The organism is Mesorhizobium sp. ISC15, from assembly GCF_037162615.1.
GTDB classification, from domain to species: domain Bacteria; phylum Pseudomonadota; class Alphaproteobacteria; order Rhizobiales; family Rhizobiaceae; genus Mesorhizobium; species Mesorhizobium mediterraneum.
Map to the genome: position 1 here is coordinate 5747051 of NZ_JAVSPX010000001.1, position 18479 is coordinate 5765529.

Annotated in this window: 15 protein-coding genes; 8 read left to right on the top strand and 7 right to left on the bottom strand. The window is 63.3% G+C overall.

Annotated features, from left to right (window positions below):
• Nucleotides 1-160 precede the first annotated feature (160 nt).
• The 5 genes from RPG13_RS27690 to RPG13_RS27710 form a co-directional block, all read right to left on the bottom strand.
• Nucleotides 161-4714, bottom strand: a complete 4554-nt coding sequence (locus tag RPG13_RS27690) for a hypothetical protein (protein ID WP_337126523.1) — start codon at nt 4712-4714, stop codon at nt 161-163.
• Nucleotides 4715-5218: 504 nt separating this feature from the next.
• On the bottom strand, nt 5219-5809 hold the full coding sequence (locus RPG13_RS27695; protein ID WP_337126524.1) for a DUF447 domain-containing protein: 591 nt from the start codon (nt 5807-5809) through the stop codon (nt 5219-5221).
• Nucleotides 5810-5812: 3 nt separating this feature from the next.
• A complete protein-coding gene (locus RPG13_RS27700) occupies nt 5813-7207 on the bottom strand; it encodes a DUF6513 domain-containing protein (RefSeq protein WP_337126525.1) in 1395 nt (464 codons plus the stop codon).
• Nucleotides 7200-7751 carry a flavoprotein gene (locus RPG13_RS27705; protein WP_127205810.1) on the bottom strand — a complete coding sequence of 184 codons (552 nt, stop codon included), beginning with the start codon at nt 7749-7751 and terminating at the stop codon, nt 7200-7202. Before RPG13_RS27705 ends, RPG13_RS27700 begins: the two co-directional genes overlap by 8 nt.
• 3 nt (nt 7752-7754) lie before the next feature.
• Nucleotides 7755-9581 carry a (5-formylfuran-3-yl)methyl phosphate synthase gene (locus RPG13_RS27710; RefSeq protein WP_337126526.1) on the bottom strand — a complete coding sequence of 609 codons (1827 nt, stop codon included), beginning with the start codon at nt 9579-9581 and terminating at the stop codon, nt 7755-7757.
• 223 nt (nt 9582-9804) lie between these two features.
• On the opposite strand from RPG13_RS27710, the gene RPG13_RS27715 reads away from it, so the two are divergent.
• From RPG13_RS27715 to RPG13_RS27740, 6 genes are all read left to right on the top strand, one after another.
• The gene (locus RPG13_RS27715; protein WP_337126527.1) at nt 9805-11055 is read left to right on the top strand and encodes an ABC transporter substrate-binding protein; all 1251 of its coding nucleotides are present in this window, start codon (nt 9805-9807) and stop codon (nt 11053-11055) included.
• Nucleotides 11024-12049 carry a YVTN family beta-propeller repeat protein gene (locus tag RPG13_RS27720; protein WP_442921361.1) on the top strand — a complete coding sequence of 342 codons (1026 nt, stop codon included), beginning with the start codon at nt 11024-11026 and terminating at the stop codon, nt 12047-12049. The genes RPG13_RS27715 and RPG13_RS27720 overlap by 32 nt, the downstream gene beginning before the upstream one ends.
• Nucleotides 12050-12102: 53 nt before the next feature.
• Nucleotides 12103-12606 (top strand): hypothetical protein, encoded by a 504-nt coding sequence (locus RPG13_RS27725; RefSeq protein ID WP_337126528.1) that lies wholly within the window; start codon nt 12103-12105, stop codon nt 12604-12606.
• A 138-nt stretch (nt 12607-12744) separates the two neighbouring features.
• Nucleotides 12745-13497 (top strand): ATP-binding cassette domain-containing protein, encoded by a 753-nt coding sequence (locus RPG13_RS27730; protein ID WP_337126529.1) that lies wholly within the window; start codon nt 12745-12747, stop codon nt 13495-13497.
• Between the two features lie 35 nt (nt 13498-13532).
• Nucleotides 13533-14369 (top strand): ABC transporter permease, encoded by an 837-nt coding sequence (locus tag RPG13_RS27735; RefSeq protein ID WP_337127066.1) that lies wholly within the window; start codon nt 13533-13535, stop codon nt 14367-14369.
• Nucleotides 14369-15004, top strand: a complete 636-nt coding sequence (locus tag RPG13_RS27740; RefSeq protein ID WP_292622882.1) for a hypothetical protein — start codon at nt 14369-14371, stop codon at nt 15002-15004. Before RPG13_RS27735 ends, RPG13_RS27740 begins: the two co-directional genes overlap by 1 nt.
• A 27-nt stretch (nt 15005-15031) precedes the next feature.
• On the opposite strand, the gene RPG13_RS27745 is transcribed toward RPG13_RS27740, so the two are convergent.
• Both RPG13_RS27745 and RPG13_RS27750 read right to left on the bottom strand, forming a co-directional pair.
• Nucleotides 15032-15232, bottom strand: coding sequence for a hypothetical protein (locus RPG13_RS27745; protein WP_095489019.1), 201 nt, complete (start codon nt 15230-15232; stop codon nt 15032-15034).
• Nucleotides 15233-15489: 257 nt separating this feature from the next.
• Complete coding sequence (locus RPG13_RS27750; RefSeq protein WP_292670405.1) at nt 15490-16431, bottom strand: LysR family transcriptional regulator; 942 nt, start codon at nt 16429-16431, stop codon at nt 15490-15492.
• A gap of 122 nt (nt 16432-16553) precedes the next feature.
• Here RPG13_RS27750 and RPG13_RS27755 point away from each other — a divergent pair, with 122 nt between their 5' ends.
• Nucleotides 16554-17600: a class 1 fructose-bisphosphatase gene (locus RPG13_RS27755; RefSeq protein WP_095489017.1), complete on the top strand. Its 1047-nt coding sequence runs from the start codon at nt 16554-16556 to the stop codon at nt 17598-17600.
• A 5-nt stretch (nt 17601-17605) separates the two neighbouring features.
• Nucleotides 17606-18478 (top strand): phosphoribulokinase, encoded by an 873-nt coding sequence (locus tag RPG13_RS27760; RefSeq protein ID WP_127291979.1) that lies wholly within the window; start codon nt 17606-17608, stop codon nt 18476-18478.
• The last annotated feature ends 1 nt before the right edge of the window (nt 18479 follow it).

Genomic DNA, 18479 nt, shown 5'->3' on the forward strand with positions numbered 1-18479 from the left:
GACCAGCCTCTGACGGAACTCAGTGAAGCGGTAATCTAGGTCCGACGCGCGAACCCGAGCCGCATCGGCCCGTCAGACACATTCACGTAGTCGAACCCGCCGACAAGGTGGTCTACAGGCTCCAGGTCGACGCGGCCAATTGGATCGAAGATCGGCATGCCTATCGCCCCTTGCGCTGATCAGCGGCACCAAGCAAGGCGACGCCGATGCCGATCGCCAACAGCGCCCAGCCGATCCACCCCGCGATCTCGGGGATGTCGAGCTGAATGCCCAGGTATCTATCGAGGGCCCATTCGACAACGACTTGGAATACGCCGGTGATAGCCGTGACGCCGGCGGTCGCGATCATCGTCCCCAGCCGCAGCAGGGTCGTGCCCCAACGCCAGCGGAGAAAATCGAAGATGCGGTCCCAGATATCCTTCTTGCCCTGCACCGGCGGAATCCGGGTCAGGTCGATGCCGATCACCTCAATGTCATCGAGCGTGGGCACCTGGTCTTCCTTGGCCTCCCACTGCGCCCGAGCGGCCGCAACGGTCTCCTCCAGAGTCGGGGGCGGCGACCACGGCCAGCGCCATCGCTTCGACCGGGCCAGAAGGAACACGGCAAGCACGCCGCGGTGCGACGTGTTTCCGGCCTCAAGAGTGTCTATCCAGGACACGGCCGGCGTGTCCTCGGACGTGCCGGTAACGAGCGGCTGGGCGGCTGCATACCCTATGCCGGATAGCAGCAGCGAAGGCGAAGGCGGTGGCCCGGCCGGCGCAGCCACGCTGTAGGCGTTGTCGGACTGGGCCTCCAGCCGGGCCTGCACCAGCTCCCGCACAGCTTGCGCATCGGCAATGTCCAGCACCCCGGCATCGAGCGATCGGCTGTCCTCGGCCGCCTCCTTCAACTGCAGCAGGCGCAGTCTCGCGGTGTCGCCGAGCTGGCGGGCGCTCCGGGGGCGGCGTTCGAAGTGCTCGCCCAGATAGAGCATGTCCTGGGGCTCGAAGGGTTCGAAGTCGCCTTCGCGCTCGGCCTTGCTGCGCAGCAGTCCCGAGAGCCATTCCCGGCCCGGTTGCGAGGTCGCGATCTCGCGGAGCGCCAGCAGCGCCTCCTTTCCGGGCTGGTCGCGCAACCGATCGAGGATGTTGTCGCGGGCCTCTTGGGCATGGTCGCGCAATCCGGGGCTGTAGACTCCCGAACCGGCGCGGTGAATATCGTCGGCCCGCCGAATGTACTGGTGCAGGATGCCATAGAGCCGGCGCAGCGATCGGGGCTGCATAAAGGCCGACCGGGCCACCGGTCCGGCGTGGAAGTCCCCTCCGAACAAGGCAACCGCCGTGTGCATCGCTAGTTCGGTCGCCTGCTTGGCCGGGAGCGCCGCAAGGTGGCCAGCGAAGGCCGGGATCGCCGCGTCCGGCTCCACGCCCATCCACGCCGCGAACCACTGTCCAAGGTGTGAAACCTCCGCCACGCTCTGGCTTTTCGGCCGCGCCAGGGCGGCGATGGCCGCATCGGGGCCGCTAGCGCCCCTCACGATCCTCAGCACCTTGCTCAAGGCGCCGCTATCCGCCGGCTCATGCTCGTGCAGCAGCTCGATCAGCATCGGACTCAGATCGTCCCAGGCCCATTGGCCCGACCAGCTCACGTCGCCGAGGACGTCGTTGCCCCGGTTTTCAGCGACAGCCCCGGTCAGTTCATACCGGATCTGGGCAAACAGGAAGGCCGTCACTGCCTCGCGATGGTGCTCGTGAAGCGTGGGAAACCAGGTCGGGAAGCCGTTGAGCTCGAACACCGCGTGCCGCGACGCGATCTCAACCTCATCTGGACTCAGAGTTTTGAGGATCGAAGGCGTTTCTCGCGTCTCGATAGCGAGGCCGGCAAGGCCCAGGATGGTGGCGAACGCCGTTTCATTGGCCGGCGCCCCTTCAGACCGGAGCGTCGGCCGGTTGAGGCGCCAGAAACTCTGCGCCGCGTCCCTGAACAGCCGCGCCAGGTCGTCCCCGAAGTCCGCGGCCAGACCACGCCAGTCATAGCTCGACCAGTGGTTCTGGTGCTGGTCGTCTCGGGTGCGGTCGAAAAGGTAACGGATCGCGTTCAGCTGGCCAGCCCGCTCCGGGTGAGAGCTGAGCTCGGTACGCAACTGTTCGAGATGCGCATTGAGATTGTCGCGAGACTCCCTGAGCTCTCTCGCCTCGGCCGCCCGGCGCTCCTTGTCGCGGCGCGTCCATCGCCGCTGTTGGGCCTTCAGTTTGCGCATCTCCGGATCGGCCACCGGGTGCAACAGCGCCTGCAGCCTATCCGCCACTTCCCCATCTGCTGCAGCTCGCTTCATAGCCGTCAGCCAGTGCCGCGGGCGACCATTGTTCTGGTAGAGATGGAAGGCCAGCGTCAGGGCAACGAGTTGATCGTCCAGCACCGGCTTCGACGTCATCGCCTCGACCGTATGATCGAAATCGTCGGCGCCGAACTTCCAGGCCGCACCGTAGTTTGCCGGCCGCCACCAGTCGACGACCCGCCGCCCGCCCTTTGCGGCCTGGTGGCCCCGCAATTGCTCGACATCATGCCAGAACTGCGCCCGGTTGAGCTCCGGCCACGCCGGAACGAGTTCGGCGAACGTCTCCTTCTCCCCCGACAGTACGTCGCTCTGGTAGCTGCGGGCGGTGCTCACACGGCGGATGATGCTGTGAGCGGCAGGCGTCAGCACGATGGTGTCACGCTCCTGGATCAGCCGATCCACCGCCCGCGAGGCCGCGACCAGCACCCACTCGAAGCGCTGCGAGACCTGGTTACTCAGGTTGCTGAGCATCGGCGCGGTGCCCAGCAGCGCCTCCAGGCCGACTACTAGGGCCGGGTCGATGACCGGACTCCGCTCCACATAGGCGGCAAGCTCATGCGACAGATGATCGACGGCGTGCTCCTTTTTCGGCGCCGCACGGCCGATTGCCGCGAGCAACCAGGTGACGCTCGCCGGTGTGCCGGGCAAGCCCGAGATCAACTCGGACAGTAGCCGCCGGTCGAGATCGGGCTCCGCCAGGACCGCCTGGCGCACTGCGTCGATTTCGAGTTCCGTCCCGATCGCATTGAGGGCGCGGAAAGCCGTCAGCCGGCGATAGCCGGCATCGGCGGGATCGCTGGCCAGTTTGATGACTTCGGGGGCGAGGTCGCGAAGCTGTCCGAGCCAGACCATCCTGAGCAGGAAGGGCGCAACTTCCGGATCGTCCGCATAGCGCTGCAGCAGCACCCGAATCTCGTCCGCAATGTCCTCTTTTGCGAATCGTTGTACCGCCGAGTAGTCCTCCACCGAGCGTCTAGACGTGTGCTTGGAAAGTTGCTCGCAAACGTCGGCCAGGATCCTCTTGCGATCGGCCAAAGGCAAGCGGCTCGGGTCCCCGCCTTCGAAGACCACCTCCGGCGCCAAGGCCAGCACCCGCCGGCGGATGCCTTCATCCATCAGCATGAGCCAAGGCAGCACCGGGCGCAGCATCGACGACAGCACCTCGATCCCGTACTGGCGGCGAAAGAACAGCTGTTCCAGGCCAAGGCGCGACGGCGCCTGCCCGAGGCGGTCGGCGAACCATTGCGCCGCCAGGAATTCACGAACCGACCGGTGATGGAACCGGACCGTTCCGTAGATGGCGCCGTCAAACACGGGGCGTTGCAGCAGCACCCCCGCTTCGGCATCAGTCCACTGCGGGAGAACGGTGGAGATGGCAACGCCATCGGTGGTGTCCGCACCATCGGGCACCCGAATGACCGGCAACCCGGTCAGCGTCACGGCAGCTGCCAGGGCCTGTGCACCCAACCTGGCCTTCTCGGGCGACAGGGCGTTGACATCGGCCCGGTTCTGATCGCGCTCCTCCAGCCGGCGGTCAATGCTGGCCGTCAGGATCTCCCACCGCGAGCCTATCCTGCCATTCACACGCCAGAAATCGACCAGCTCGTCCAAATCCTGGGGCCGTCCCGCGAAGCCCTTGGCATCGGCGCGTTCTACGGCATCGACGAACGCTGCAGGATTTTCGACCCCGCGGGCGGCGACAAAGCGGCTGACCTGGTCGTCGCCTAGGTCCTCGAGGGCGACCACTCGGTACCCGGATGTGACGCCGCCTCGGACACGCTCCGTCCGGACAGTGTCGCCGTCCAACGCATCGCCGCTCTCGTTCGTCCGTGTATTGGTGTCCGGTGAAGGATGCGGCAGCAGCTCGACGCACAGGCCCAGGTCGGTGGCAGGTCGCCAGGCGCTGATGCGGCTGGTCAGCACGATGTGGGCGCGGGCCTTCGCCGCACCCAGCACGCTGGCGAACTTTCGGATCGCGATCCCGAAATCGCCAGGATGGCGCAACCGTGCCTCGTCCACGGAGTCGAGGAGCAGCCAGGCTTCTTCCTGGCCGGCCAGCCACGCCTCGAAATCCGGATACTGCTCCGGCTCGAACGCGAGCTCGAAATTCTCCGCCAGCAACTCCAGGCGGATGAAGAACGCCACCTTGCCTTCGTGGCGGAGGCGGCCGGCGAGATTGCGGATCTCCCAGGTCTTTCCGGCTCCCGCCTCGGCCAATACTACCACCCGCATTTCCGGGCAGAGCTCGGCCCAGGTGCTCGAAGCGCCCGAACCCATGCGCCTCTGCAGGTCGAGCTCGTCCGTCAGGTTCTCGCCGACCGGGATGTCACGCAGCGTGCGATCGAGGTCTATGAACTCGGACTGGCCAGTGGTCGAAAGATTGGCGAGGTTTTGCATTCCTCTTGCTAACACGCTCGCGGAACAAGGTGATCGAGCGGACGGCCCTAATTCAGATGTATCTTCCGACAAAAGTCCAGACGTGCGACCCAAAACGTGCCTCTATGACCCGCGAAGATGCGGCCTGGCCGACGCGACAGCATAAGCCCCCTGAATTAGAGGCCTTTTCGTCTTAGGCTTGCCTGCCGCCCATCAGGGACCGCTTAGGGGACGGGGATAAATGAACGGCAGCTTTGGGGCAATCAGGAAAAGCCGAAAGCACTGCTGCTTGAATGAATGGCCAAAAGGAGTCGGAACCTACCGTGCGCCTGATCCAAGCTTATGTCCGCTTCACTAGCATCGCGCACGAGACCGGACGGTCTCCTCACGGCCCCACTCCGGTCATCGTGCATACCGGGCTCAATGACCGCAAGGGGTCGAACACCGCCGTTTGAGAACAGCGCCACCGTGTATCATGCTAAAACGCGTCAGCCCGGACGCTTACCCTGGTTCAGCATACCCCGTTCAGCCGCGCGCATCCTCGCCGCTGGCATCCTCGGCCGCGAGGTGGTCGCCGACGCGCTGCATCAGCCAGCCCCAGGCTTCCTTTTCCCCCTCGCCTGCGGTCTTTTCGACAGCGATCGAAAGGTAGGCGATTTCCGCCTCGATCTTGTCGCGCGGCAGCATGCCGAGCCGGCTGACCAGTATGGCCAGTTCCAGCACCGCCGCCTTGGCGCGGTTGAGGCCGGTGAACGGCGCATGCGTTTCCTCCCGCACCACGCGGCAGAAATGGCGAGGTCGCATAGCGTCGTCATCGACACTTTCGACTTCGAGGACCGAATGCGCGAGCGCCGCCTCGAGCCGCGGCACCGCAAACCCGTCGACCGCAACCGTTGGCCAATCCTTGCGGCCGGTCAGGCAGCCGGCAAAGATACGCACGTCGTCGGTGTAATTGGCGATGGCGAACGGCACTTCGGCGAGATTGTCGAGCGTCACCGACGGCCGGAACGGCGCGATGACCCAGCCGTCCTTCTCGGCGATGATGCCGATCGGCGCGATATGAATGTCGCCGGTCTTGTTGACAGTGGTGATGATCGTTTCGCTGATATAGGGCATGGTTTAGCGCTCTTTCTTCGCGCGAAGCGTGTGGCCCGCTTCCGCAAGGCGGGTGCGATCGGTTTCGGGAGCCGGCGCGGCCACGCCCCATGCGAGCGGCTCGTCCTGCACATAGCGCTTGCCGAGGCGCCACGCGATCTCGGCCTTCATCAGCTCCGCGCCGAGATAGAACGCGTGCGCGCCATCGGACTCAACGCCAAGCCCGGCAAAGAGTTCGAACGCATCCGTGGCAACCGCATGCCCGTTACTGTTGAAGACATGGATGCCGTCTTCCGCGGTCATGATGCGGAAATTGGCGTCGCGTACCTCGGTCGCCAATGCATCGATATCCCCGGTGGAGGCCGTGAAGGGCTTGCGGTCGTGAATCTGCAGGAGCCCTGGATGGTAACTCCGCGGCAGCGCACCGTCGTTCTTCGCGGCAAACAGGATGCGGCGGGCAATATCGTGCTCCTCGATCGTTCGCAGCGTGTGCGGGCTGACATGCACGGCAAGCACGTTCCGGATCTGAAGTTCCGAGCAGAGCCCGGCCAGAACGGCGGTAACCCCGGAACTGTCGGCGTCGGTCAATTCGGTGAGATTGCCGGTGCCCATCAGCAGTTCGACCTCGGGCCAGCGGCGGCGCGCCTCGATGAAGCGCGCAAGTGAGGCGGCAAAGCCGAAATGGATCGGGTCAAGCACGGGATCGGCGATGAAGGCGACACCGGCCTTTTGCGCCGCGTCGATGGCCCGGCCGAGCGAATCCAGGTCGCCGGGCGTGGACGGGATCAACACTGGTACAGCCTTGTGGTCGAAGGCCAAAGGCAGCGTGTTCTCATCGAGGCTGAGAAGATAGTCCGCTCCGGCGCGTGCGCCGATCGAAAGTTCGTCCGTGCTGGCCGAATCGACACTGACCAGAAACCCCTGTGCCTTCAGCTCGAGCACGGCCTTTTCCAGCAATGGAAACGGCGTCTCCGGCAGGCAGCCGAGATCGATGACGTCGGCGCCGGCTGCAGCCAGCGTCCGTGCCCTCGCCACCAGCGCCTCGACCGACAGCATCGGCGCATCGACGATTTCGGCGAAGATGCGCATGTCGTGACGCGAAAGGTCGGGCGGCTCGCCCGCCCGGCCGAGAAAGCCCGGCAGATCGGCGATCTCGTCGGGACCGCGCACAAACGGCACGCCGAAATGGTTCGACAGATGCTCGATGTCCCCCCGATAGCGGCCGGGCAGGATGACGCGGTCGGCGCCGCCCGTCAGGGTGAGCCGCCGCTTGATGATGTCTTCGCTCATCAGCGCCGCGACCTTGACGCCAATGTCGATGATCTCCCACGCAAATTCGGTTTCGCCCAGTCCGGTCAGCAGCCTTTCCAGCCGGACCTTGGCCAGATGACCGGTAAGAAAGGCCAGCCGCTCAGCCATGGCTTGCGAGTTCGGCGTGGCGCCGTCTGACCGAGGCTTCGAGTTCGGCGAGCGACTCGACCACCTGGGTCCGCTCGAAGCTCTTCAATTGTCTGGTATTCTCCAGGTCGATGCTGCGCGGATAGACCTTGACCAGACCGTGCGGCGCCATGGTTTCGAGCTCCGGCGCGGTGTCGCAGGCAAAGACGATGGCCGGCACCCGGCATTTTCCCGCCTGGGCAAAGACATTGGTAGCGAGCGTGTCGGAAATGCCGTGCACGCATTTGGCGACCGTATTGGAACTGGCCGGCGCCACCACGACCGTGTGATAGACGCCGTGATAGAATTCGCCGACCGGGATCGCGCTCGCCGTCTTGTCGTGCAGAACGCGCGTCGTCTCCGGGAAATCGAGCTTGAGCTTGTACATGCGCAGCACTTCGTTGGCGGCTTTCGACACGAAGACATCACAATGCTCGAGCTGGTGAATGAGTGCGAAGCTCTCCGTAAAAAAATGACCGGAACCGGTCAGAACCCATGCCCAGCGCGGCGTATGCAGCTTCGCCATCGCCTACCCTGCTTTTCTTGCCGGCCGGATCGGGGGCGCGATCGCGATGCCGGGCAGATTGCCCGTCGCGAGCAGGGCCCCGGCCTCGGCAGCATCTTTCGGACCGGCGAGATGGACATCGACACCGTCGGGCAGCATGGCGGCAAAGCCGGCATCGACGATGCCTCTGGCCCTCAGGCTGTCGATCGTATCGCTGCCGAAGAATGCGCCGGTTTGCTTGATCAGCAGCAGCGCCTTCGCACCGAGCTTGCCGGCAAGCCAGGCGGCAAGGGAATCGGAAGTCATGTCCCAGGAAGCCGGAATGTCCGGCGCCGGCAGAGCCAATGACGACGGTAGCCACACCGGGACCTTCCCCGCAGCCCACGCTTGCACCATTTCTTCCAGCGACCGTGCCGGCACCAGCCTTTCATGCCGATCGAGGATGATTTGGCCGAACTGCTCCATGGCGAGGATCGCCATGGCGTGGGCAGCGGTATCGGAAAAATCCATGTAAATCTGGCTCTCTCGCACCTGGTCGGCAAACTGCCCGCCGCCGGGCACGATCACGATCGGCAGCTTGGAGCTTGCCAGCGCCGCGATCCAGTTCTCCATTTCCGCCGCACGCGCCGTGCTGCCGCCGAGCTTGACAATGGTTGGCCTGATGACCTCAGGCCTTTCCTGTCGCGGCTGGGAAACAGCGCTTTGCTCTTTTCGGCCGGCAGGGCCGGAGGCAACGCCGCGGCCTGCCGCTTGGCGTTTGCGTTCGATCTCGACGCCGACGCCGCCTGGGCCGAGTTCGAGTTTTTCCACTCTTACCGTGACGCGCACGACCCGCGGGTTCTCCAGAATGTACGTCGCCACCTGCTCGGCCAAGGCCTCGCTAAGCTGGATGTGGCCTCGCGCGACGATGGTGCGAATGCCGTCCATGATGATGTCGTAGGAGAACACATGGCGCATGTCTTCGGGATGGTCGGTGACTTGCAGCACGTCGGCGGTCACGTCGAAACGCACCTTCTGTGTATGGCCGTGCTCGAAGCTGTAAGCGCCGATCTGGACCGGCAGGACAAAGTCCCGCACGAATATCTTGTCCGTGCCCAATGTCGGGTCGGTGCCCGGCGAATAGCCCCTCGCCGCCAGCAGGCGGTAGTCGACGCTCGACGGCCCGCCGGCCCGGGATTCCTCCGGGACCAATTCGCGGATCTGCGAAACCGCCTCGGCGCTGATCGAACCTGCGCGGCCGGCGTGGCCGCACAGCGCCCCGCGAAAGCCGAGAAAATCGGGAGCGAAAGGCAACAGGCGCGGAATGTCGGGGGCTTCCAGCGATCCGCTCAGGCCAACCATCAGACCAAGCGATTTGGCTCGATCGATGAACCCCGGGATACGCTCGGGCGGCAGATGGTCGAGCAGCCGCCCGTTAGCCTTGTTCGCAGTGTCGACCATGGCGCCATGGAAGCGATGTTTGGCAAACACCGGCAAAAGCTCGAAATCCGGCGCCAGATCGGCGAAAAGCACGGCGATCAGCTTCGTTCGCGCGGCGAGCGGCGCGAGCGCCTCTGCACAAGCGACGGCATTTGCCGACGGAAAGAAGCCTATCTTGACGTAATCGGCGCCGGTCGCAGCGATCTCTTCGGCCTTGGCGCGGATCGTCTCGGGTTCCATCGGCAGATCGCCGCAGACCGCGCTGATCGGCGCCCGGCCGGCGATGAACGAGGTGGCCTGGCCAATAATTTCGGAGGCTACCGCCCCAAGGGCACCGGCTTTCGGATCCTTCAGATCTATGATGTCGACGCCGCCCGAAAGCGCGATTTTCGCCTCGTCGACGCCGGTGACACTGGCCAGCATTCTGGTCATTGGACTTTCTCCGGCATGAGGGACAGGACGATCTCGGGCCCGAATACCGACATCCGCCCAGTTGCCGTTCCGGCGACAAGGCATGGCACTAAAGCAGACGCGATAAGTCCACTTTCAGGGTTTGATAAATTTTGCCGGTCAGCTAAGCTCATCATGGGCACCTTGACTTCGCGCCGGTCCGACAACAATCGGACTTTAGCGCAAGAACGGGTAATTTTTATCGATGACGAGCGCGGTGCCGGGCACTCTCGCGGCCTTTTTGTGCTTTTTTTCCCTGACCGTCAACGTTCCGGGCGCGCTAGCCCAAGAGGCGACGGGCGAGCAACCGGCTGCAACGGCCAAGCCGGAAAAAAAGATAACCGAAATCAAGATAGGCTATTTGCGCGCTTATGCGCCGCAGCTGGCCTTGTCGGTGCTCGACGTTCCGCCGCGCGACGAAGGCGTTGCCGGCGGCAATGTGGCGATTGCCGACAACAACACGACCGGCAGCTTCCTCGGCCAGAAATTCAGCCTCGACGTGACCGAGGTAAAGCCGGATGCGGACGTCGTTTCGGCCTTTCAGGACATGATCGCCAAAGGCGACCGCTATGTGGTTGCAGATATCTCGGCCAGGCAATTGCTGTCGATCGCCGATCTTGCCCGCGACAACGGCGTGTTGATCTTCAATGCCGGCGCAACCGACGACAGTCTCCGCGAGGAGGAATGCCGCGCCAACATCTTCCACACCATCCCGACGCGCAGCATGCTGGCCGACGGGCTGGCGCAATATCTCATCTGGAAGCAATGGCGGCGCTGGGTGCTGATCTATGGCTCGCATGAGCGCGACCGGCTTTTTGCCGAGGCATTGCGCCGGGCGGCGACGCGCTTCGGCGGCGAGATGGTCGGCGAAAAGGAATTCAAGGACACCGGCACGGCACGGCGGACCGATTCCGGCGTCGTCCAGATCCAGCGGCAGATGCCTGTCTTCACCCAGGACCTGCCGGAGCACGATGTGTTGCTGGTCGCCGACGAAAGCGAGGTGTTCGGCACCTACGTGCCGTTCCGCACCTGGATTCCGCGGCCGGTCGCCGGCACCGCCGGCCTCACCCCGTCGGCCTGGCATCCGGCCAGCGAGCAATGGGGCGGCACCCAGATCCAGAACCGCTTCGCCAAGGCAAACGGCCGCCGCATGGTGTCGAAGGATATGGCGGCATGGACCGCGGTGCGCATCCTCGGCGAGGCGGCGACCCGCACCCAGGGCGCCGACCCGCGGAAGATGGCTGACTTCATCCGCTCCGACGATTTTTCGATCGCCGCCTTCAAAGGCCAGAAACTGACCTTCCGCAAGTGGAACCAGCAGTTGCGGCAGCCGATCTTCCTCGGCGACGGCCGATCGGTCGTCTCGACATCGCCGCAGGAAGGTTTTTTGCACCAAGTATCCGAGCTCGATACGCTCGGGGTCGATGAGCCGGAAACAAAATGCGTGCTTAAGTAGAACCGATTGGGAGGGAATTTCAGTGCACAGAGGAGCTTACGCGCTCGCCATTCTGGCCACCGGCTTCATGACCGGTCCGGCGTCGGCCTACATGGCCTATATCTCCAACGAGAAAGACAACACGATGAGCGTCGTCGACACCGCGACGATGCAGGTGGTGAAGACCGTCAATGTCGGGCAGCGTCCGCGCGGCATCACCATCTCGCATGACGGCAAGCACGTCTATCTCTGCGCCAGCGACGATGATTCCATCGAGGTGATCGACACGGCAACCCTGGAGATCGTCGATACCTTGCCTTCCGGGCCTGACCCGGAGCTCTTCGTGCTCTCGCCTGACGGCAAGACACTCTACGTCGCCAATGAGGACGACAATCTCGTCACCGTCATCGACATAGAGGGCAAGAAGGTGCTGGCCGAGATCCCGGTCGGCGTCGAACCGGAGGGCATGGGCATCAGCCCGGACGGAAAGACCATGGTCAACACGTCGGAAACGACGAACATGGCGCATTTCATCGATACGTCGTCCCACGAGATCACCGACAACGTGCTGGTGGATGCGCGCCCGCGCTTTGTCGAGTTCACGCCCGACGGCAAGCAGGCCTGGGTGAGTGCCGAGATCGGTGGCACGGTTTCAGTGATCGACAATCAAACGCGCGAAGTTGTCCAGAAGATCACCTTCGAAATTGCCGGCCTGAGGGCCGAATCCATCCAGCCGGTCGGTGTGCGCATCACCGCCGACGGCAAGAAAGCCTATGTGGCGCTCGGACCTGCCAACCGCGTCGCGGTGGTCAATACCGAGACATACGAGGTCGAGAAATACGTGCTGGTCGGCCAGCGCGTCTGGCAGCTCGCCTTCACCCCGGACCAGAAGACCATCATCTCGACCAACGGTGTGTCGAACGACATCACCTTCATCGACGTGGCGACCGACGAGCCGGTTCAGTCGGTGACCGTCGGCGCGCTGCCGTGGGGCGTCGTCGTCTCGCCCAATTGAATCAACCCCAATTTGAATCAACAGACAGAAAAACAGCAGAAGGGCAGGAAATCATGCGGAAATTTCGGGCAGTCGCTTTCGCGGCGCTGGTGGGCATGGCACTCACGCAGGGCCAGGCCTGGGCGCAGGACAACGACGGCGATGACGATGACGCGGCCGCCAGTGCGGCCACCAAGACGGATGCCAGTCCCGAAGCCGAGAAGGCAACCCGGGCCAGCAAGGACGTGCCGGAACTTATCCTCGGCACCAAGGAAGATCAGTTCACCGCCAACCAGAAGGACTTCCAGCTGATCGCCGGCCAGGGCTATCGCTGGAAGATCACCGCAGCGGGCGGGCTGGAGTACAAATTCCATACCGACCTGTTCCGCAATGTGTGGAACAACCAGATCGTCATCAACGACCTCGAGGTGCACATGAACGGCGCACCCGCATGGCTCGAATTCGACGCTGACGGCACCATCCAGGTCCAGTTTACCACCGTGCGGCCCGGCATCTACACATGGTCGGTGCCCGACCTTGCCGACAGGGGCATGAAAGGCACGATCACGATCAAGTAGGGTCACCGGAAAGCAGGACTGCGCGGGTCCGGCGCGCCAGACTGTCGGTGTGTCAGACTCCCGGTGTGCTAGACTATTGTCGACGACAGGGAGCGAGCCGGCGTGCAGCATGTGAGGACAAGCGGACCAGGAGAGGAGGTGGCGGCGCTCGATGTCGCCGGCGTCAGCCATTCCTATGGTTCGAGGCGGGCGCTCAACGACGTGTCATTCTCAATCGCGCCGGCGACGTTCACCGTTCTTCTCGGCCTCAACGGCGCCGGCAAGACAACGCTGTTTTCGCTGATCAGCCATCTTTACGACACGCGCCGCGGATCGATCCGCATCTTCGGCCACGACGTCAGCCGTGCTTCGGGCGAAGCGCTCCGGCGTGTCGGCATCGTGTTCCAGGCCCGCACGCTCGACCTCGATCTCAGCGTCCACCAGAACCTCTCCTACCACGCCTCGCTGCATGGCATTGGCGGACGCGAGGCGCGGCAGCGTATTGCCGCGCTGCTCGATATTGTCGACATGCCGGGCCGTCAGCATGACAAGGCACGCAGTCTTTCCGGCGGCCAGATGCGGCGCATCGAGATCGCCAGGGCGCTGCTCCACCGCCCGTCCCTGCTGCTGCTCGACGAGGCGACCGTCGGTCTCGACATCCAGTCGCGCGCAGGCATTCTCGCCACCATCCGCAAGCTCGTCGAAACCGAGGGCATCGGCGTGCTGTGGGCGACGCACCTGATCGACGAGGTTGAAGACGGCGACCATGTCGTCGTCTTGCGGCAGGGCGACCTGGTCGCCAAGGGCAAGGTGGCCGATGTCGTCAGGACGAGCGGCGCCACGTCGATCCGCGACGCCTTTTCGAGGCTCAGCCGCATCGAGGCAGCCGGCACCGCGGAGATATCGCCATGAGCGCTCCCGCAATGCCCGAAAAAGTCGCAGGCGTCATGCCGGTGAGGTTCGAGAAATTCGGCCTTCGCCACTATCTCATTTGCCTCAAAGGCGTCGTCCTGCGGGAGTGCCTGCGCTTCCTGCATCAGCGCGAGCGCTTCATATCCTCGCTGGTTCGGCCGCTCATCTGGCTGTTCATCTTTGCCGCCGGATTCCGGCAGGTGCTCGGCGTATCGATCATCCCGCCCTACAAGACCTACGTGCTGTACGAGGTCTACATCACGCCGGGCTTGTGCGGCATGATCCTGCTGTTCTCGGGCATGCAGTCTTCGCTGTCGATGGTCTATGACCGCGAGATGGGCAACATGCGCACCTTGCTGGTCAGCCCCTTCCCGCGCTGGTTCCTGCTGGTCTCGAAGATGCTCGCCGGCGTCGCCGTATCGATCGCGCAGGTCTACGCGTTCCTGATCGTTGCCTGGTTCTGGGGCGTCAAGGGCCCGCCGCTCGGCTATCTCATGGTGCTGCCAGCGCTATTCCTGTCGGGCATGATGCTTTGCGCGCTCGGCATGCTTTTGTCCTCGATGATCAAGCAGCTCGAAAACTTCGCCGGCATCATGAACTTCGTCATCTTTCCCGGCTATTTCGCCTCTCCGGCGCTCTATCCCTTGTGGCGCATCCAGGAGGCGAGCCCGCTGCTCTACAAAATCTGCCTCGCCAATCCGTTCACCTATGCGGTCGAACTGATCCGCTTCGCCTTCTACGGCCAGATTGACTGGCTGTCGCTGGGCGTCGTTGCCGGCTGCACACTGCTGTTCCTTGCCGCCGCCATCATCGCCTACGACCCTTCGCGCGGCCTGATAAGCCGGAAACAGGACACGGGAGGAAATGCCTGATGGAACGAATGAGCCTTGCTCGCAGCCTGGCTGTGGCTGCCATGCTCATGCCGAGCATGAACGCCAAGGCGGCGGCGAACAACGATCCGGACTGGCCCTGCATACAGCGCAAGGTGCCGCAGCTCTCGCTCGGCCAAATCTGGAACGGGCCGGAGCTTCCCCCAGCGGCGAAGGACCTGTCGAAGGACCCTGCCGTCTCCGCCCTGGTCGAGGAGGTGGCAGCCCGGCGAATGCCGATTGCCGAAGCCCAAAAGAAGATCAGGGATTTCGCCGCATCGTTGCCGGCCGAGCAGCTTGCGCCGAAAATGGCGATGCTGGTGCAAGGCATGTTCGATCATATGGACACTGAGCGTTCGCACGTGATCTCAGGCATTTCCCGCTACGCCCACAAGCAGCTCGAAATGGCCGCCGCGTTGCGCAAGGAAGCGTCCGACGTCGATGCGCTGCGGGAAAAACCCGATGCAGATCCCGACGAGGTCGAACGGCGAACCGAACAGCTGAAATTCGCAACGCGAATTTTCAACGAACGCGTCCAATCGCTGACTTACGTCTGTGACGTGCCGACGATAATCGAGCAGCGGCTATATCAACTGTCCAAGGCCGTCTCGGAAACGCTCGCCGCGAAGAAGAATTAGAACCTCATTCGATCTTCGCGGCGGATCTCACGATTCCCGGCCGGGCAGCACGCGCCAGCGCCGCACGAAATAACCGGGATGCGTCTCGATCCACTGGGCCACCAGCGGCTGCGCCTGCATGAAGGCGGTCCCGGGATTCATCGCCAGGCCGTCCACCATCTGTTCGCGTTGTTCACAGGTCTGCGGCATATCCGTCAGGCAGACCATCATAACGAGCGTGTAAAGCATTACCCCTTGTCCCCATCGAATTCCCGAACCCCATGCCCGGGAGGTTTCCGAAATACCGACCAGTCTGCAGGGGTCGCACATACAGATCGCTTACGGGTGGAAAGGACGTGGCCCCTGTTCTTTCGCACTGCAACATAACATATCGCTTATCTAACACCAACGATCGCCGGGCGTTCTCCACTCCCTTCTCGGGGCTATCTCGCGATCTCTGGCGTTTGGTATGTCTGTCGTTCAGGTCGAGTTCCGCCCGTCCAACGTCATCCCGCTCTGGTCTGCGGATAGAGCTTGCCGAACAGGGGCAGGTACATCGCGCCCTTGCGCATCAGGAAATCGTGGAATGTCGCCATGGCCGGCGAGATCGCGTGATCGCTGCGCATCACCGAAAACCATTGCCGGCGGATCGGCATGCCGACAACGTCGAGGATGACCAGCCGGCCGGATTCGGTTTCCGCGGCGATGGTGTGGGCAGAGATGAAGGCGATGCCGAGCCCGGCCATCACCGCCTGCTTGATGGTCTCGTTCGAGCCCATCTCGACGCCGAGATCGTCGATGCGGCCGGGCACGTCGCTCAGGAATATTTCCAGCGAGATGCGCGTGCCGGAGCCGGGCTCGCGAATGAGGAAATGCTCTTCGGCGATCCGCTCCTTGGATATCTCGCGTGCCGACGCCAGCGGGTGGTCGGGCGGCGCAATGATGACCAGCGGGTGATCGCCAAACACCGAGGCACGCACCGGGACCTCCTTCGCCGGGCGTCCCATCAGCGCAATGTCGATGTCGTGGTTCTTCAGCCTGTCGATCGTTTCGGCGCGGTTGCCGATGGCAAGCCGCATGTCGATGTCGGGATGCTCCTTCATGAAGCCGGCCATAAGCCGCGGCGCGAAATATTTGGCGGTGGAAACGACGCCGAGCCTCAAGCTGCCGATGCGCACGCCCTTGATCGCATCCATCTTGTCTTCGAGCAGGCGAAGCCGCTCCTCGATCGCCTGCGCCGTCTCGACGAAGGCCAGGCCTGCGGCAGTGGGACGCATGCCGTCCGACGTCCGGTCGAACAAGGCCAGTTGGAACTCCTCCTCCACTTGCCGCAACTGGATTGTCACCGCTGGAGGAGACAGGCCTAACACCTTGGCTGCACTGACGATTTTCCCGTGGCTGATGATTGCTTGGACGGTCTTGAACTGCTTGAGCGTGAGGTTTCTCATATGCCATACTAAAATTTTTTTACTGCGAAAGTAAAGTTATTGAATTTTACTTATCATACACCGTTTGTTTTCATTCCCCAATCCGGCCGATCCGAGGAGATGCGGCTGGATGGGAGGTTACAATGCCAGCGGCAACGCTCGACGCTTTTCTGAATTCCTATCTCGGTCAGCCGGACGAGCTGCGCTCCGCGGTCGTTGCGACTGTCCGCCAGTTGACGCAGGCCGCAACCAAGATCCGCAACACCATCAATCAGGGGGTGCTCGGCACCGCCTTTGCCGGGACCCGCGGCGCCAATGCCGACGGCGACATCCAGAAGGACCTCGACATCTTCGCCGACGACATCTTCCTCGACGCCATGCGCCATGCTCCGGTCGCGCTCTACGCCTCCGAGGAACTGGAGCAGCCGGTCCTGCTCGACAGCAAAGCGCCTCTCGCCATCGCCATCGACCCGCTCGACGGCTCCTCCAACATCGACACCAACGTGTCGATTGGAACGATTTTCTCGCTCCTCCCTGCAACTGGCGCGCCGGACGGAAATCCGGCCGCCTCTTTTTTGCAGGCAGGCGTGAACCAGCTGGGCGCCGGCTTCTTCATCTACGGGCCGCAGCTGGCGCTGGTTCTGTCGCTCGGCAGCGGCACGCATGTCTTCGTTCTCTCGACTAGGCTCGGCACCTTCGTCCAGGCCTACGAGAGCCGGATCATCCCGCAGCGCACCCAAGAGTTCGCCATCAACGCCGCCAATTACCGGCATTGGGACGAGGCGGTGCGGCTCTACATCGACGATTGCCTCGAAGGCATCGAAGGCCCAAGAGAGAAGGATTTCAACATGCGCTGGATCGCCTCCCTGGTCGCCGACTGCTACCGCATATTGATGCGCGGCGGTGTATTCCTGTATCCAGGCGACAAGCGCAAGGGTTATCGCCAGGGACGGCTGCGCCTCGTCTATGAGGCCAACCCGATCGCCTATCTCATCGAGCAGGCGGCCGGTGCCGCCACCGATACGATCACCCGCATCCTCGAAATCGAACCCGAGAGCCTGCATCAGCGCGTGCCCGTGGTGTTCGGATCGGCGCGGGAAGTCGCTCGCATCACCCGCTATCACACCGAGCCCAGCGCCATCGGCGAGCGTGCGCCGCTGTTCAGCCGCCGCGGCCTGTTCAGGGCCTGAGCACCATGTCGGCAAAGCACCCCATCATCACCATCACCGGGTCGTCGGGCGCGGGCACCACCTCGGTCAAGCGCATCTTCGATCTGATCTTCCGGCGCGAGAACATCGAGGCCGCCTTCATCGAAGGCGATGCCTTTCACCGCTACGACCGCGCCACGATGAAGACAAAAGTGGCCGAGGAGGAGAAGGCGGGCAATCCGAACTTCACCCACTTCAATGCCGAGGCCAACGAACTCGCGATCCTCGAAGAGGTGTTTGAGGAATATGGCCGCCGGGGAACCGGAAAGACCCGCACCTACATCCATGACGAGGAAGAGGAGAAGCAGTACGGCACGCCGCCGGGACATTTTACCGAATGGCGCGAATTCCCGCCGAGCGACCTGCTCTTCTACGAGGGCCTGCATGGCTGTGTCGTCACCGACAAGATCAACCTGGCCAAGCACGCGGACCTCAGGATCGGTGTGGTGCCGGTCATAAATCTCGAATGGATCCAGAAGATTCATCGCGACCGCGCAACGCGCGGCTATTCCACCGAGGCGGTGATGGACGTGATCCTGCGCCGCATGCCGGACTATGTCCGCTACATCGTCCCGCAGTTCTCGCAGACCGCCATCAACTTCCAGCGCGTGCCGATCGTCGACACGTCCAACCCATTCATCGCGCGCTGGATTCCGACGCCTGACGAATCGATGCTGGTCATCCGCTTCGCCAATCCCCGCGGCATCGATTTCCCCTACCTGCTCTCGATGATCCACGACTCGTTCATGTCGCGACCGAATTCCATAGTGGTGCCAGGCAACAAGCTCGACCTTGCCATGCAGCTGATCCTGACGCCGCTCATCCTGCAATTGATCGAACGCAAGAACCGTGTGTCGTGAG

Excerpts from the sequence above, each read along its gene's own strand:
- RPG13_RS27755 (WP_095489017.1), top strand. The coding sequence starts at position 16,554 with ATGCCAGCGGCAACGCTCGACGCTTTTCTGAATTCCTATCTCGGTCAG.
- RPG13_RS27720 (WP_442921361.1), top strand. The coding sequence starts at position 11,024 with ATGAGCCGGAAACAAAATGCGTGCTTAAGTAGAACCGATTGGGAGGGA.
- RPG13_RS27690 (WP_337126523.1), bottom strand. The coding sequence starts at position 4,714 with ATGCAAAACCTCGCCAATCTTTCGACCACTGGCCAGTCCGAGTTCATA.
- RPG13_RS27705 (WP_127205810.1), bottom strand. The coding sequence starts at position 7,751 with ATGGCGAAGCTGCATACGCCGCGCTGGGCATGGGTTCTGACCGGTTCC.
- RPG13_RS27750 (WP_292670405.1), bottom strand. The coding sequence starts at position 16,431 with ATGAGAAACCTCACGCTCAAGCAGTTCAAGACCGTCCAAGCAATCATC.
- RPG13_RS27700 (WP_337126525.1), bottom strand. The coding sequence starts at position 7,207 with ATGGCTGAGCGGCTGGCCTTTCTTACCGGTCATCTGGCCAAGGTCCGG.
- RPG13_RS27710 (WP_337126526.1), bottom strand. The coding sequence starts at position 9,581 with ATGACCAGAATGCTGGCCAGTGTCACCGGCGTCGACGAGGCGAAAATC.
- RPG13_RS27725 (WP_337126528.1), top strand. The coding sequence starts at position 12,103 with ATGCGGAAATTTCGGGCAGTCGCTTTCGCGGCGCTGGTGGGCATGGCA.
- RPG13_RS27735 (WP_337127066.1), top strand. The coding sequence starts at position 13,533 with ATGCCGGTGAGGTTCGAGAAATTCGGCCTTCGCCACTATCTCATTTGC.
- RPG13_RS27745 (WP_095489019.1), bottom strand. The coding sequence starts at position 15,232 with ATGCTTTACACGCTCGTTATGATGGTCTGCCTGACGGATATGCCGCAG.
- RPG13_RS27715 (WP_337126527.1), top strand. The coding sequence starts at position 9,805 with ATGACGAGCGCGGTGCCGGGCACTCTCGCGGCCTTTTTGTGCTTTTTT.
- RPG13_RS27695 (WP_337126524.1), bottom strand. The coding sequence starts at position 5,809 with ATGCCCTATATCAGCGAAACGATCATCACCACTGTCAACAAGACCGGC.
- RPG13_RS27760 (WP_127291979.1), top strand. The coding sequence starts at position 17,606 with ATGTCGGCAAAGCACCCCATCATCACCATCACCGGGTCGTCGGGCGCG.
- RPG13_RS27740 (WP_292622882.1), top strand. The coding sequence starts at position 14,369 with ATGGAACGAATGAGCCTTGCTCGCAGCCTGGCTGTGGCTGCCATGCTC.